Below are 13,651 nucleotides of genomic sequence, written 5' to 3'. Positions count from 1 at the left end.
CGCCGGCCCGCCGTGCGCGTGCCGTGTCCTCAGCCGGGCCGGCCGCGGGGCGTCGCCCGCCGGGTGGGGACCGCGCCGGCCGGGTCCTCCGGCCAGGGGTGGCGCGGGTAGCGGCCGCGCAGCTCGCTGCGCACGGCGGGCCAGCCGGTGACCCAGAAGCCGGCCAGGTCCGTGGTGGTGGCGACCACCCGGGAGGCGGGGGAGAGCAGCTGCAGGCGCAGCCGGCGGCCGGCCACCACCGGTGCGTCCGCCCAGCCGAACACCTCCTGGACCCGCACCGACAGCGTCGGCACGCCGGGGTCGGTGTAGTCGACCCGGATCCGGGACCCGGTCGGCACCTCGACCCGTTCGGGGACCAGCTCGTCCAGCCGGCCGGCCAGCTGCCAGGGCAGCAGCCCGCGCAGCGCCGCCACGACGTCGATCCGGGCCAGGTCCGCCCGGCCGCGGGCCGCCGCCACCGCGGGGACGGCGGCCAGCGCGGCGCGCAGCGCGTCCTCGTCCACCGCCGGCCACGGGTCGCCCAGCCCGGCGCGGGCGGCGGCCAGCCGCTGCCGCAGCGCGACCGCGGCCGGCGTCCAGCGCAGCAGCCCGGTGCCCTCCTGCCGCAGCCCCTCGGCGACGGCGGCGGCCACCGCGGCCGGATCGGGGTCGGGCAGCGGGCGCTCGGTGAGCACGATCGCGCCCAGCCGCTCCAACCGGGCCGCGCGCACGTCGCCGTCCCGCCAGGCCACCTCCGGCCCGTCGGTGTGCGCCGCGGCCCCGGCCGCCAGCGCGGTCGCCTCGCTCACCGCCACCGCGGAGCGCACCCGGGCGTCCCGCCGTCCCGGCGCCCGGTCCGCGGCGGCCACCGCCAGCCACCCGGCGCCGGACAGCGCGGTGCCGGGGGTCAGCTCCGCGCCGGTGCCGCCGGCGAGCAGGTAGGTGCGCTCGCTGCCGGGACGGCGGCGGGCCAGCCACTCGGGGTGCGCCAGCCCCACGACCAGCCCGGCGGCCGCGTCGTCGGGCAGCTCGGTGTCCGGTGCCGCCGGCACCGACCGGGCCAGCCGGTCGGCCTCCTCGCGCCAGCGGGCGGTCGCGCCGCCGCGGGTCGAGCGGAGCGCCCGCCAGCCGGCGACCAGGTCGTCGCCGGTCCCCGGGACGTCGGCCGACAGCAGGGCGACGACCTCCGCGGCCCGCCGCCTGCCCACCAGCGGAGCCCCGTCCAGCAGGGCCCGGGCCAGCCGCGGGTGCGCGCCGACGGCGGTCAGCGAGCGGCCCCGCGGGGTGATCCGGCCGGCGTCGTCGACCGCGCCCAGCCGGCGCAGCGTCTGCCGGGCGACGGTGAACGCGGCGGGCGGCGGGGGGTCGGGCAGGGCCAGCCCGGCGCCGTCCGGATCGCCCCAGCAGGCCAGCTCCAGGGCCAGCCCGGTGAGGTCGGCGACGGCGACCTCCGGTTCGGCAGCGGCCGGCAGCCGGTCGTGCTCGGCGGCCGACCACAGCCGGTACACCCGGCCCGGCGCCTCGCGGCCGGCCCGCCCGGCGCGCTGCACGGCGGCGGCGCGGGAGACCCGGACGGTGGCCAGCGCGCCCAGCCCGCGGCTCACGTCGAAGCGCGGCACCCGGGCCAGCCCGGCGTCCACGACCGAGCGCACGCCCGGCACGGTCAGGCTGGTCTCGGCCACGTCGGTGGCCAGCACCACCCGGCGCCGCGGGCCGGGGGTGAGGGCGGCGTCCTGCTCGGCGGGGGGCAGCCGGCCGTGCAGCGGACGGACGTCGGCGTCCACCCCCGACAGCCGGCCGGCGACCGCGGCGATCTCACCCGCGCCGGGCAGGAACACCAGCACGTCGCCGGCGGTCTCGGCCAGCGCGCGCCGGGTCGTCCCCGCGACGGCGTCGAGCAGCCGCGGGTCGACCCGGGTGCCGTGCGGTGCCGCGGTCGGCGGGTCGGGCGGGCACCACACCGGCTCGACGTCGTGCAGGCTGCCGGTCGCCTCGACCACCGGCGCCGGCGCGCCGTCGGAGCCCATCAGCTCGGCCAGCCTCGATGCCTGCGCGGTCGCGGACATGGCGAGCAGCTCCAGCTCGGGGCGCAGCGCGGCCCGGACGTCGAGGGTGAAGGCCAGCGCCAGGTCGGTGTCCAGGGCCCGCTCGTGGCACTCGTCCAGCACCACCGCGGACACGCCGGCCAGGTCCGGGTCGGCCTGCAACCGGCGGACCAGCAGCCCGGTGGTGACCACCTCGACCCGGGTGGCGGCGCCGCGCCGGCTGTCCCCGCGCACGCTGTAGCCCACGGACGCGCCGACCGGCTCCCCCCGCAGCGCGGCCATCCGCCGGGCGGCCGCGCGGACGGCGACCCGGCGCGGCTCGGCGACGAGCACCGTCCCGGGCAGCCGGTCGGCCAGCGCGAGCGGGACCAGCGTCGTCTTGCCGGTGCCCGGCGGGGCGACGAGCACCGCGGCACCGCCGGAGGCGAGCGCCGCCGCCAGGGCGGGCAGCGCGGCGCGCACCGGCAGGTCGGTGCCCGGCGTCCCCGGGGGTGGCAGCACGCGGTCAGTCTGGCGTGTGCGGCCGGGCACCCCGGGTAGCGGTCGGGCAGTCGACGGAAGGGGAACCGTGGCCACACCCGGCGCGCGGGCGCGCAGCGGACGGTCGGTGCTCTCCGGCGTGCTCATCGGCATCGGCGTCGCGGGCTTCGTCGACGAGGTCGTCTTCCACCAGCTGCTGCACTGGCACCACTTCTACGACCGGGGGACCAGCGCGGCCGGGCTGGTGTCGGACGGCGTCTTCCACGCCGTCACCTGGACGGCGGTGGTCGTCGGGCTCTTCCTGCTCGCCGACCTGCACCGCCGCCAGGCGACGGTGCCCCGCCGGGTCTGGGCCGGTGGGCTGGCCGGCGGCGGCGGGTTCCAGCTCTACGACGGGCTGGTGCACCACAAGCTCCTCGGGCTGCACCAGGTGCGCTACGGCGTCGACCTGCTGCCCTACGACCTGGCCTGGAACGCGCCGGGCGTGGTCGCCCTGCTGGTCGGGCTGGCGCTGCTGCGCGGTCCGGCCCGCCCGCTGGCCGACCGTTCGCCGTGACCGGCGCCGCCCTCACCGCGCACGGGACGGCGCCGCCGGGCCTGAGCGACTGGGCGGTCGCCCTGCTGCCGCCGGTCGTCGCGGGCGCCCTCTACGCCGCGGGGGTCGTGGTGCTGGCCCGGCGCGGGACGGTCTGGCCGGGAGGGCGGGTGCTCGCCGCGGCGGCCGGGCTGGGCTGTGTCGCCGCGGCCCTCTCACCGCCGGTGGCCGCGGGCACGGAGGTGTTCCCCGGCCACGTCGTCCAGCACCTGCTGCTGACCATGCTCGCGCCGCTGCTGCTGGCCTGCTCCGCGCCGGTCACCCTGGCGCTGCGCACGCTGCCCCGCCGTCCCCGGGCCGGCCTGCTCCGGGTGCTGCAGAGCCGGGCAGCGCGGATCGTCACGGCGCCGGTGGCCGTCGTCGTCCTGGAGCTGGGCTCGCTGGCCGTGCTGTACCTGACGCCGCTCTACGCGGCGGTGCACGCCGCCCCGGGACTGCACCTGCTGGTGCACGGGCACATGTTCCTGACCGGCTGCCTGGTCAGCTGGCTGCTGGCCGGGGTCGACCCGATGCCGGGCCGGCCCGGCACGCCGGTGCGGCTGGGCGTGCTGGTCGTGCTCGCCGCCGGCCACACGGTGCTGGCCAAGCTGCTCTACGCCGACCCGCCCGCCGCCCTCGGCGGCGCCGCGGACGTGCGGCGCGGCGCGGAGCTGCTCGCCTACGGCGGCGACGTGGTGGAGGTGCTGCTCGCCGTGGCGGTGATGACGGAGTGGTGGCGGCGCACCGGCCGCCGGCTGCGCGCCGAGCAGCGCCGGGCCCTCCCGGCCGTTTGACAGCGTGCTGTCATCTCTGCCAGGATGACAGCACGCTGCCAGCCACCTGGAGGTCCGAGATGCAGGACGTCGTGCTGTACGCCACCGACACCATGGCCGACTGGGAGTACTCCTACCTGGTCAACGGCGTGACCCTGGCCGGGCAGATGGACCCCGGGCGGTACCGGCTCCGCGTGCTGGGCGACGGGGCGGCCGAGGTGACCACGATGGGCGGGCTGCGGCTGCGCACGGACGGCCACCTCGCCGACGTCGACCCGGCGTCCGTGGCGGCGCTGGTGCTGCCGGGCGCGGAGACCTGGGGCGAGGGGCACGACGACGCGCTCGGCCTCGCCGGGGAGCTGCTGGCCCGCGGCACGCCGGTGGCCGCCATCTGCGGCGCCACCCTCGGGCTGGCCCGCGCCGGGCTCCTGGACGACCGCGCGCACACCAGCAACGCCCCGGAGTACCTGGCCGGGACGGGCTACGCCGGCGCAGCGCACTACCGGGAGGCGCGGGTGGTGGCCGACCGGGACGTCGTCACCGCACCCGCGACGATGCCGGTCGACTTCGCGGCCGCCGTCTTCCGGCGCCTGGAGCTGTTCCCCGGCCCGGTCGTGGACGCCTGGTACGGGCTGTACACCACCGGTGAGAAGCGGTACTTCGACCGGCTGACCGCCGATGCCGCGTAGGACCCCGGCCGGGGACGCGCTGACCGACCTGGTGCTGCCGGCCTTCGAGCTGAACGGCGAGCTGCTCGCCGCGGCCGAGGACATGACCCGCCCGGTCGGGCTGACGCCGGCGTGGTGGCAGGTGCTCGGAGCGACCCTGACCGAGCCGCTGCCGGTGGCCGAGATCGCCCGCCGGGTGGGGCTGGGGCTCGCCCGGCAGAGCGTCCAGCGGGTCGCCGACCTGCTGGTCGAGCGGGGCTGGGCGACCTGGTCGGAGAACCCGGCGCACCGGCGCGCCAAGCTGCTCGGGCCGACGCCGATCGGCCGGGAGACGGTGGGCCGCCTGGCGCAGGCGCAGCACGCCTGGGCCGACGCGGTGGGCGCCGAGGTCGGCGAGGAGGAGCTGCGGCAGGCGCTGGCCACGATGCGCCGGGTCGTCGAGGCGTCGCGTGCGCACCGGCAGGCACGGGCGTCGTCGCCGGACCGATGAGTCCGGCCGCCGACCGGGGTCTCCACCACCGACCGCACCGACGCACCCGGAGGAGACCCGCATGTCCCCCCTGACCACCCAGCACACCACCGCCGGCAGCCTCGCCGTCCCCGGGGCGCGACTGCACTACGAGGTCTGCGGCGACGGCCCGCCGGTGCTGCTGATCGGTTCCCCGATGGACGCCCGCCCCTTCGCGCCGCTGGCCGACGTGCTCGCCGCGGACCACACCGTGCTGACCACCGACCCGCGCGGCATCAACCGGAGCACCCTGGACGACCCCGACGAGCCGACCACCGTGCAGGCGCGCGCCGACGACCTGGCCCGGTTGCTCACCCACCTCGGCGCCGGCCCGGCCGCGGTCTTCGGTTCCTCCGGCGGGGCCGTCAGCGCGCTGGCGCTGGCCCGGTCCCGTCCCGAGCTGGTGCACACGGTGGTCGCCCACGAGCCCCCGCTGCTGACGCTGCTGCCCGACGCCGAGCAGCGCCGCGCCGGGACCGAGGCCGTCGTGGCGACCTACCTGGCGGAGGGCTCCGGGCCGGCCTGGGTCCGCTTCCTGGCCGAGGCGGGCCTCGCCCTGCCCGACGGGGAGGGGCCGGCCGGTCCGGTGCCGGCCGAGCGCGACCCCCGGGACGTCGAGGACGAGCGCCGGTTCTTCCTGCACGACCTGCGGGCGACCACCGGCTGGCGGCCGGACGTCGCCGCGCTGCGGGCCGGGCCGACGCGGATCGTGGTCGGCATCGGCGAGCAGTCGACCGGCCAGCTGTGCGACCTGACGTCCCGGGCGCTGGCAGCCGCGCTGGGCGTCGAGCCGGCGTTCTTCCCCGGCGACCACGCCGGCTTCGCCGCGGACCCGGCCGGCGCCGCTGCCCGGTTGCGTGCCGTCCTCGGGGAGGTCTGAGCGCCTGCGCCGCTGTCCGGTCACGCACCACTGCTGACCTCACGACAGGAGACCGGCCACCAGTTCCGCCGTCCGTTCGTTCGACCGGTCGTTCTGGTGGACCTCGTACGCCTCCACCCCGGGGAGGTGCTCGCCGAGCAGCGTCGCCAAGCGCTGCTCGAGCAGGGCGTCGCCGAGGTCGAAGAAGTTCAGCAGGTACCCCTCGCCCTTGCTCAGGAGGCCTGCGTAGCTCTCCCTCAGCACGCGGAGCGCCCGCTCCGGCTCCGTGCGGACGACCCGCGACTCCGCGATGGTCAGGTCGAAGACCGGGACCAGGAGGAGCCCGAGCGGAGCGGTGAGCGTGATGGACCGGCCGAAGAGGCCGGCCAGTTCGGCCGGGGTCATGTACACCTTCTCGCTCCGCGCCCTGAGCTGCGCCGGCGTGTTGGTGGCTGCGATGTGCCGGACCTCGTCCGCGCTGAGGTGCGGGAAGAAGGGCGCCGTCGTCCCCGACAGCCAGTCCAGCAACGGGGGGTGCCCGATCGCCGAGCCCACCCGGATGCCGATCTTGCCGGGGATGCCGCGGACCTCCAGGCGCGAGCCGCCGTCGCGCAGCAGGAACTTGTCGACGGCGACCAGGTCGCAGCCGTTCCTCGCCAGCAGGTTGAGCAGGGTGCTCGTCTTCCCGGAGCCCTTGGGTCCGCTGATGCAGATGGACCGACCGTCCTTCGCCGCGCAGGCGGAGTGCACGGGGATCCAGCCCCGCTCGAGCAGCAGCCACTTGCTCATCGCCCGCAGCGTCTGCATGCCCTCCTCCCGACGCACCTCGGGGTTCCCGGAGGTCACCAGGACGACTGTCCGCTCCCGCGCGAGGAGGAGGAGGTGCACCTCTTCCGGGGGCGAGACCTTGCCCGCGGTCCTCCGGACCAGTGTCACCGAGTCCGTGACCGGGATCTCCGCCGCACCGTGCTTGCCGACTGCAGACTGCCCGGGCTCCAGTCCGGAGAGCGCGGAGGAGAGCTCGGGATCTGCCGTGCTGTAGACGGTGGCGTCGGGGACCCTCGCGTCGGACGGCACGAGGTAGCCCTCGAGGAACTGCTGGAGCCACGTCGCCGTCGCGTCCTCGTCGCTGCGGTAGGCGACGGTCGCATCGGCGTACGCGAGGCAGCGGTGGTGCCCCCGGGCCCGGATGTCCTCGGCCAGCTGCCGCGCCCTCGCCGCGATCTCCTCCGGCTGCATCGGACACCTCGCGACGACGCTGACTGGGTGCTGACCGGATGAGGGCATCCCGTCCGGGCCGCTGTCCCGGACGGATGGACGCGGTCCAGATCGGTGAGGGCAGTCTGCCGCGGATCGTCCGGCGGTGGCGGGCGTCCGTCCCTGCCGTCCACCGGTGCACGCCTTGACAGGGGGACCGGGCGACTCCTGGGATGGACGTGAGGCCGTCGCGTCCGAGGCCACGGCCCATGCGGCGAGGGGAGCGGACATGCCATCCCGTACCGACGTGGAGTGCACCGTCGAGGGAGCGACGATCCGCGGGTGGTTCTACACGCCCGACACGGGCAGCGCCCCGTACCCGACCGTGGTGCTGCAGCACGGCTTCTCCGCCGTGAAGGAGATGCACCTCGACGACTACGCGGAGGTGTTCGCCGCCGCCGGCCTGGCCTGCCTGTGCTACGACCACCCGGGCTTCGGTGCGAGCGACCCGGTCCCGGGCACGCCGCGACTGGAGATCGACCCGTGGCAGCAGATCCGTTTCGTGTCGCACGCGATCACCTACGCCCAGAGCCGTCGCGACGTCGACCCGGGACGGATCGGCCTGTGGGGTTCCAGCTACGGCGCGGCCAACGCCTACGTCACCGCCGCCATCGACCGGCGGGTCAAGGCCGTCGTCGGCCAGGTGCCGCTGGTGACCGGGTCCCTGTCCTTCACCCAGTTGGTGCGCATCGACCAGTGGGCGTCGACGGAGCAGATGTTCGCGGCCGACCGGCTGGCCCGGCTGCGCGGCGAGGCGCCGGCGATGGTCCCGGTGGTGGACGACGACCCGATGGCACCCTCGGCGCTGCCGACCCACGACTCGTACGAGTGGTTCACCGCGACCGCGGAGAAGCGGGCCCCCAGTTGGCGGAACGAGGTCACGCTCCGGTCCCTGGAGTACTTCCGCGGGTACGAGCCGGTCGACTACATCCCGAAGATCTCGCCCACGCCGCTGCTGATGGTGGTGGCGCCGGGGGACCGCCTGGTGGACGGGGGACTCGCGCTGCGGGCCTACGAGACGGCGGTCCGCCCCAAGGAGCTGGTCGTGGTCGACGGCGGCCACTTCGACGCCTACACCGGAGCCGGGTTCGAGGTCTCCTCCGGCGCGGCCCGCGACTGGTTCGTCGAGCACCTCGTCGACCGCCCGTCCAGCTGATCCGGGCAGCGGACCGGACTCAGCGCAGCCGGCGCGCGCGCAGCACCACGTCCTCGGTGTGGTGCGCGCCGGCGCCGCCGTCGGGTGCGACGCGTGGTCGCTGCTCGTCCACCTCCACCTGCCAGTCGTCGTCCAGCAGCGCGGCGACCATCGAGGGCCAGACGTAGTCGGCCGGGTCCAAGGCGCCGTCGGGCGGCCGGTGGTCCTCCATCCCGGCGTGGTGGACGAGCAGCAGCACGCCACCGGGCGCGACGGCCGCGAGCAGCGCGCGCTCGGCCGCGGCGTCAGGGGTGCGCAGCAGGGCCGGGTACTGCGCGGAGACCAGGTCGAAGGACGCCGGCGGGAGCGGCGCCTCCGCCAGTCCGGCGTGCACCCAGCGGATCTCGACCCCGGCGTCCCGCGCGTGCCGGGCCGCCCGCTCCAGGGCCACGCCGGAGACCTCCAGACCGGTCACGTCCCAGCCGTGGCCCGCCAGCCAGACGGCGTCCGCGCCCTCACCGCAGCCGACGTCGAGCGCCCGACCCGGCGTCAGCCCGGCGACCTCGGCCACCAGGGCGCCGTTGGGCCGCCCGCTCCACAGCTGCTCCCGCTCGGTGTACCGCTGGTCCCATTCCGCCTGCACCGCCGGGTCCACCCTCGGGACGTCGGCCGGGCGGGTGTCGGGGGAGGGGGTCGCTGCGGCGGAGTCGTCGGTCACCGGCCCACCGTGGCGCACCGGGGTCCCGTCCGGCCAGCGCTCTTGCCGGTCCGGCAACCTGCGCCGGCCGACATGTCGACACGGAGACCTGCGGACTCGGCAGACTCTCGACATGTCGACCTGGCTGCTGGTGCACCCGCCGCTGCTCGGTCCCGCGGTCCTCGGCCCGCTGGCCACCGAGCTGCGGTCGCGCGGGCACGCCGTCGCCGTCCCCGACCTGCGGGGGGCGCTCGACCGCACCGCCGGCTGGTACGACCGGTACACCGAGTCGGCCGTGGCGGCCGGGCCGGCCGAGGTGGTGCTCGGCTTCTCCGGCGCCGGCGTGGTCCTGCCCGCGGTGGCGGCCGCGGCCGGCGCCCGCCGGGTGGTCTGGCTGGACGCCGTCGTGCCCGCACGCACCGGACGGACGCACACCTCGGCGGCCCGGCGCGCGGCGGTGGCCGCGCTGACGCGCGGCGGCCGGATCGCCGCCTGGCCGACCTGGTGGGCGCCGGAGGAGCTGGCCGCCGAGCTGCCCGACGAGGCGCTGCGCGCGGCGGTCGGCGCCGAGGCCCGCGAGCTCCCGGCCGACTTCTACGACGTCGGCGTCCCGGTGCCGGACGCCTGGCCCGACGACGACGTCTCCTACGTGCAGTTGTCCGGTTCCTACGCCGGGGACGCCGCCGAGGCCCGGGCCCGCGGCTGGACGGTGGTCGGCGACGGCACCGGCTCCCACCTGGACGTCGCGACCCGTCCACGCCTGGTCCTGGACCTGGTCGACCGGACGGGGCCGGCCGGCGGGCCGTGACGGTCTCGTGCGACGTCGCGGGGACGTGGCAGCGTGGGCACGTGGACCGGGACACCGTGATGCAGTGGGTCGCCGGGTACGAGCGCGCGTGGCGGGACGGCGACGTCTCCGGGGTCAGCCGCCTGTTCACCGAGGACGCGCGCTACCGGTCCTCGCCGTACGAGCCGGCGCGGGTCGGGCACGAGGAGATCCAGGCCTTCTGGCGGGACGACGAGGGCCGGACGTTCTCCGTGACCGCGGAGCCGGTCGCGGTCGAGGGCCGCGAGGCGGTGGTCCGGCTGGAGGTGCGCTACCACGCGCCGGTCGGGCAGGAGTACCGGGACCTGTGGGTGCTGCGGTTCGCGGCGGACGGCCGGGTGGAGGACTTCGAGGAGTGGGCGTACTGGCCCGGCAGGCCGTACTCCGCGGACGGCGACACCACACGGTGAGGACCGTCCGATGAGTCCTGGTGCCGTCCGCCGTCCTCACCGCATGGAACCCGTGCCCGAGCAGGACGTCCGCTTCGGTGACCCCGATTCGCCTCCCACGCCCTGGGCGGAGGCCCTCGGGGTGCTCGAGGCCGCCGAGCTCTTCTGGATCTCCACCGTCCGCGGGGACGGCCGGCCGCACGTGACGCCGCTGCCGGCGGTCTGGCACGACGGCCGGCTGCACTTCTGCACCGGCCTCGGCGAGCAGAAGGCGGTCAACCTCGCCGGGAACCCGCACGTCGTCCTCACCACCGGCACCAACCGGTGGAAGGAGGGGCTGGACCTGGTGGTGGAGGGCGACGCGGTGCGGGTCATCGACGACGCCACGCTGCGGACCCTCGCCGACCTCTGGCGCAGCAAGTACGACGGCGACTGGGACTTCGCCGTCGAGGACGGGGCGTTCCACCATGCCGACGGCGGGTCCGCGGCTGTCTTCGCGGTCGCGCCCCGGAAGGTGCTCGCCTTCGCCAAGGGCCGGTTCGCGCAGACCCGGTTCCGCTTCCCGTCCGCGGGCGTCCCCGCGGGGACGTCGTGAGCCGCAACCCGTGACCGCGCTCCCGCGGGAACGCCCAGCGTCGGGCGCGCCTCGCCCTGCGCGTTCCGGTGATCTTCGGTAGGCATGCCGGATGACGGTGATCGGCTTCCACAACTCGCACGAGCAGGTCCACCCCGCCGACCTGCTGACCGCGGTGCAGCACGCCGAGCAGGTGGGGTTCACCGCGGCGATGTGCTCCGACCACCTGGTGCCGTGGAACCCCCGGCAGGCCCACTCCGGCTTCGCCTGGTCGTGGCTGGGCGCCGCGCTGGCCACCACCGGGCTGCCGTTCGGCGCGGTCAACGCCCCCGGCCAGCGCTACCACCCGGTGATCATCGCCCAGGCCATCGCCACCCTGGGAGCGATGTTCCCCGGGCGGTTCTGGGTGGCGCTGGGCAGCGGCGAGGCGATGAACGAGCACGTCACCGGCGACACGTGGCCCCGCAAGGAGGTGCGCGACGCCCGGCTCCGGGAGTGCGTCGACGTCATCCGCGCGCTGCTGGCCGGCGAGGAGGTCAGCCACGACGGGCTGGTCACCGTCGACCGGGCCAAGGTCTACACACTGCCCGAGCAGCAGCCCGCGCTGATCTGCCCGGCCGTCAGCGTGGCCACCGCCCGCAACGGCGCCGACTGGGCCGACGGGCTGGTCACGATCAACCAGCCGCACGACAAGCTCCGCGACATGGTCGCCGCCTACCGGGAGGCCGGTGGCCGGGGCAAGCTCGCCCTGCAGGTCCACGTGTCCTGGGACCCCGACCCCGACCGGGCGCTGGCCCTCGCCCACGACCAGTGGCGCAGCAACGTCTTCCCGCCCCCGCTGTGCTGGGACCTCGACAGCGCCGAGGCCTTCGAGCAGGCCAGCGCGCAGGTCCGTCCCGAGGACATGCACGACGCCGTCCGGATCTCGGCCGACCTCGGCCAGCACGCCGCCTGGCTGGCCGAGTACGCCGAGCTGGGCTTCGAGGAGATCTACCTGCACCACGTCGGCAAGGAGCAGCGCCCGTTCCTGGACGCCTTCGGCGAGCACGTGCTGCCGCAGCTGGGCGTCACCGCGCCGGCCGCGGCGGTGGCGATCGACCCGCCCGGCCCGGCCGAGAACCTGCGCCCGTCCCGGGAGACGGTGCCCTCGCCGTGAGGATCACCGACACCGCCGACCTGTGGTGGAAGAACGCCGTCGTCTACTGCCTGGACGTCGAGACCTTCATGGACTGGGACGGCGACGGCTGCGGCGACTTCGCCGGCCTGGCCCAGCGGCTGGACCACCTGGCCGACCTGGGCGTCACCTGCATCTGGCTGATGCCCTTCTACCCGACGGCCGAGCGCGACGACGGGTACGACATCACCGACTTCTACGGCGTCGACCCCCGGCTGGGCACCCACGGCGACCTGGTCGAGGTGATCCGGACGGCGAAGGACCGCGGCATGCGGGTGATCGCCGACCTGGTGGTCAACCACACCTCGGTCAAGCACCCGTGGTTCCGCTCGGCCCGGGCGTCCAAGGACTCCCCGTTCCGGGACTTCTACGTCTGGCGCTCCGACCCGCCGCCGGACACCTCGGCGCAGGTCGTCTTCCCCGACCAGGAGGACAGCATCTGGCAGCTGGAGGAGAAGACGGGGGAGTGGTACCTCCACAAGTTCTACAAGGAGCAGCCCGACCTCAACGTCGCCAACCCGCTGGTCCGCGACGAGATCGCCAAGGTCATCGGCTTCTGGCTGCAGCTGGGCCTGGACGGCTTCCGGGTGGACGCCGTCCCCTTCCTGCTGGAGACCTCCGGCATCGACGAGGAGCAGGTCGAGGACTTCCAGGACCCGCACCAGTACCTGCGGGCGCTGCGCTCCCTGCTCAACCGGCGGGCCGAGGCCGCCGTCCTGCTCGGTGAGGTCAACCTGCCGCACGAGCAGCAGGCGGAGTTCTTCGGCGGCGTGGACGGCGACGAGCTGACCATGCAGTTCGACTTCATCGCCATGCAGGCGATGTACCTGTCGCTGGCCCGGTGCGACACCGCGCCGCTGGTCGACGCGCTGACCTCCCGGCCGCAGGTCTCCCCGGACAACCAGTGGGGGATGTTCGTCCGCAACCACGACGAGCTGACCCTGGACAAGCTCAGCGAGGACGAGCGGGCCGAGGTGTTCGCCGCGTTCGGGCCCGAGGAGCGGATGCAGGTCTACGGCCGGGGCCTGACCCGGCGGCTGCCGCCGATGCTGGGCGGCGACCCGCGCCGGGTGCGGATGGTCTACAGCCTGATGTTCTCCCTGCCCGGCACGCCGGTGCTGTTCTACGGCGAGGAGATCGGCATGGGGGAGAGCCTGGCGGCCGAGGGCCGGCTCGCCGTCCGGACGCCGATGCAGTGGACCTCCGGACGCAACGGCGGCTTCTCCTCCGCTGCTCCGGGCAAGCTGCCCGGTCCGGTGGTAGAAGGCGGCTTCTCGCCGGAGTTCGTCAACGTCGCCGACCAGCGCCGGGACCCCGACTCGCTGCTGGCCTTCATGCGGCTGCTCATCCGCCGCTACCGGGAGTCCCCGGAGCTCGGCTGGGGGACCTTCGAGGTGCTCGGCCAGCCACATCCCCAGGTGCTGGCGCACCTGTCCAGCTGGGACGACGGCGCCCTGGTGGCGCTGCACAACCTGGGCTCCGAGCCCCGCGTCGTCCCGCTGGTGCTGCCCGAGTGCGGCAGCACGCACCGGCTGGAGGACCTGCTGACCGTGGGCAGCACCCCGCTGGCCGAGGACGGCTCGGTGGAGCTGACCCTGGACGGCTACGGCTACCGGTGGCTGCGGATCGTGGCCGAGGACAGCCGCCGGCTGCTCTGACCCGACGCCCGGCCGGGCGCCGCCCGGCCGGGGCGGGGAACCGGCGCCCAGGAGA

The 13,651-nt window shown here is 75.9% G+C and carries 14 protein-coding genes; 11 read left to right on the top strand and 3 right to left on the bottom strand.

Going from position 1 to position 13,651, the window contains the following annotated elements; translation table 11 throughout:
- Positions 1–29 precede the first annotated feature (29 nt).
- Positions 30–2,525: an ATP-dependent helicase HrpB gene (gene hrpB, locus ACWIX6_RS13595; RefSeq protein ID WP_448612962.1), complete on the bottom strand. Its 2,496-nt coding sequence runs from the start codon at positions 2,523–2,525 to the stop codon at positions 30–32.
- 67 nt (positions 2,526–2,592) lie between these two features.
- On the opposite strand from hrpB, the gene ACWIX6_RS13590 reads away from it, so the two are divergent.
- The 5 genes from ACWIX6_RS13590 (at position 2,593) to ACWIX6_RS13570 (ending at position 5,907) form a co-directional block, all read left to right on the top strand.
- Positions 2,593–3,060 carry a DUF2243 domain-containing protein gene (locus ACWIX6_RS13590; protein ID WP_448612961.1) on the top strand — a complete coding sequence of 156 codons (468 nt, stop codon included), beginning with the start codon at positions 2,593–2,595 and terminating at the stop codon, positions 3,058–3,060.
- Positions 3,057–3,872, top strand: coding sequence for a cytochrome c oxidase assembly protein (locus tag ACWIX6_RS13585; RefSeq protein ID WP_448612960.1), 816 nt, complete (start codon positions 3,057–3,059; stop codon positions 3,870–3,872). The genes ACWIX6_RS13590 and ACWIX6_RS13585 overlap by 4 nt, the downstream gene beginning before the upstream one ends.
- A 59-nt stretch (positions 3,873–3,931) precedes the next feature.
- Positions 3,932–4,540 carry a DJ-1/PfpI family protein gene (locus ACWIX6_RS13580; protein WP_448612959.1) on the top strand — a complete coding sequence of 203 codons (609 nt, stop codon included), beginning with the start codon at positions 3,932–3,934 and terminating at the stop codon, positions 4,538–4,540.
- The gene (locus ACWIX6_RS13575) at positions 4,530–5,009 is read left to right on the top strand and encodes a MarR family winged helix-turn-helix transcriptional regulator (protein WP_448612958.1); all 480 of its coding nucleotides are present in this window, start codon (positions 4,530–4,532) and stop codon (positions 5,007–5,009) included. The genes ACWIX6_RS13580 and ACWIX6_RS13575 overlap by 11 nt, the downstream gene beginning before the upstream one ends.
- A gap of 61 nt (positions 5,010–5,070) precedes the next feature.
- Positions 5,071–5,907 (top strand): alpha/beta fold hydrolase, encoded by an 837-nt coding sequence (locus ACWIX6_RS13570; RefSeq protein WP_448612957.1) that lies wholly within the window; start codon positions 5,071–5,073, stop codon positions 5,905–5,907.
- A gap of 39 nt (positions 5,908–5,946) precedes the next feature.
- Here ACWIX6_RS13570 and ACWIX6_RS13565 read toward each other — a convergent pair whose 3' ends face one another.
- Positions 5,947–7,125, bottom strand: coding sequence for a hypothetical protein (locus tag ACWIX6_RS13565; protein WP_448612956.1), 1,179 nt, complete (start codon positions 7,123–7,125; stop codon positions 5,947–5,949).
- Positions 7,126–7,249: 124 nt separating this feature from the next.
- Between ACWIX6_RS13565 and ACWIX6_RS13560 the strand changes: the two genes are divergently transcribed.
- Positions 7,250–8,299: an alpha/beta hydrolase gene (locus ACWIX6_RS13560; RefSeq protein ID WP_448612955.1), complete on the top strand. Its 1,050-nt coding sequence runs from the start codon at positions 7,250–7,252 to the stop codon at positions 8,297–8,299.
- A gap of 19 nt (positions 8,300–8,318) precedes the next feature.
- Here the strand turns inward: ACWIX6_RS13560 and ACWIX6_RS13555 are convergent, their stop codons facing one another.
- Positions 8,319–8,996, bottom strand: a complete 678-nt coding sequence (locus tag ACWIX6_RS13555; protein ID WP_448612954.1) for a class I SAM-dependent methyltransferase — start codon at positions 8,994–8,996, stop codon at positions 8,319–8,321.
- Between the two features lie 112 nt (positions 8,997–9,108).
- Between ACWIX6_RS13555 and ACWIX6_RS13550 the strand changes: the two genes are divergently transcribed.
- From ACWIX6_RS13550 to ACWIX6_RS13530, 5 genes are all read left to right on the top strand, one after another.
- Entirely contained in the window at positions 9,109–9,783 is a 675-nt protein-coding gene (locus ACWIX6_RS13550) for a hypothetical protein (RefSeq protein ID WP_448612953.1), read from the top strand.
- A gap of 41 nt (positions 9,784–9,824) precedes the next feature.
- A complete protein-coding gene (locus tag ACWIX6_RS13545) occupies positions 9,825–10,211 on the top strand; it encodes a YybH family protein (protein WP_448612952.1) in 387 nt (128 codons plus the stop codon).
- Positions 10,212–10,254: 43 nt separating this feature from the next.
- Positions 10,255–10,785 (top strand): pyridoxamine 5'-phosphate oxidase family protein, encoded by a 531-nt coding sequence (locus ACWIX6_RS13540; protein WP_448612951.1) that lies wholly within the window; start codon positions 10,255–10,257, stop codon positions 10,783–10,785.
- Between the two features lie 91 nt (positions 10,786–10,876).
- A complete protein-coding gene (locus tag ACWIX6_RS13535) occupies positions 10,877–11,920 on the top strand; it encodes a TIGR03885 family FMN-dependent LLM class oxidoreductase (RefSeq protein WP_448612950.1) in 1,044 nt (347 codons plus the stop codon).
- Positions 11,917–13,596: an alpha-amylase family protein gene (locus ACWIX6_RS13530; protein ID WP_448612949.1), complete on the top strand. Its 1,680-nt coding sequence runs from the start codon at positions 11,917–11,919 to the stop codon at positions 13,594–13,596. The genes ACWIX6_RS13535 and ACWIX6_RS13530 overlap by 4 nt, the downstream gene beginning before the upstream one ends.
- Positions 13,597–13,651: the final 55 nt, after the last annotated feature.

The organism is Modestobacter sp. URMC 112 (assembly GCF_053502575.1).
Note: the sequence above shows the minus strand (reverse complement) of the source record. Positions and strands in the feature narration are given on the sequence as shown.

Bases quoted from the DNA above. Each gene is read 5' to 3' on its own strand.
- ACWIX6_RS13570 (WP_448612957.1), top strand. From the start codon at position 5,071: ATGTCCCCCCTGACCACCCAGCACACCACCGCCGGCAGCCTCGCCGTC.
- ACWIX6_RS13550 (WP_448612953.1), top strand. From the start codon at position 9,109: ATGTCGACCTGGCTGCTGGTGCACCCGCCGCTGCTCGGTCCCGCGGTC.
- ACWIX6_RS13580 (WP_448612959.1), top strand. From the start codon at position 3,932: ATGCAGGACGTCGTGCTGTACGCCACCGACACCATGGCCGACTGGGAG.
- ACWIX6_RS13565 (WP_448612956.1), bottom strand. From the start codon at position 7,125: ATGCAGCCGGAGGAGATCGCGGCGAGGGCGCGGCAGCTGGCCGAGGAC.
- ACWIX6_RS13575 (WP_448612958.1), top strand. From the start codon at position 4,530: ATGCCGCGTAGGACCCCGGCCGGGGACGCGCTGACCGACCTGGTGCTG.
- ACWIX6_RS13540 (WP_448612951.1), top strand. From the start codon at position 10,255: ATGGAACCCGTGCCCGAGCAGGACGTCCGCTTCGGTGACCCCGATTCG.
- ACWIX6_RS13535 (WP_448612950.1), top strand. From the start codon at position 10,877: ATGACGGTGATCGGCTTCCACAACTCGCACGAGCAGGTCCACCCCGCC.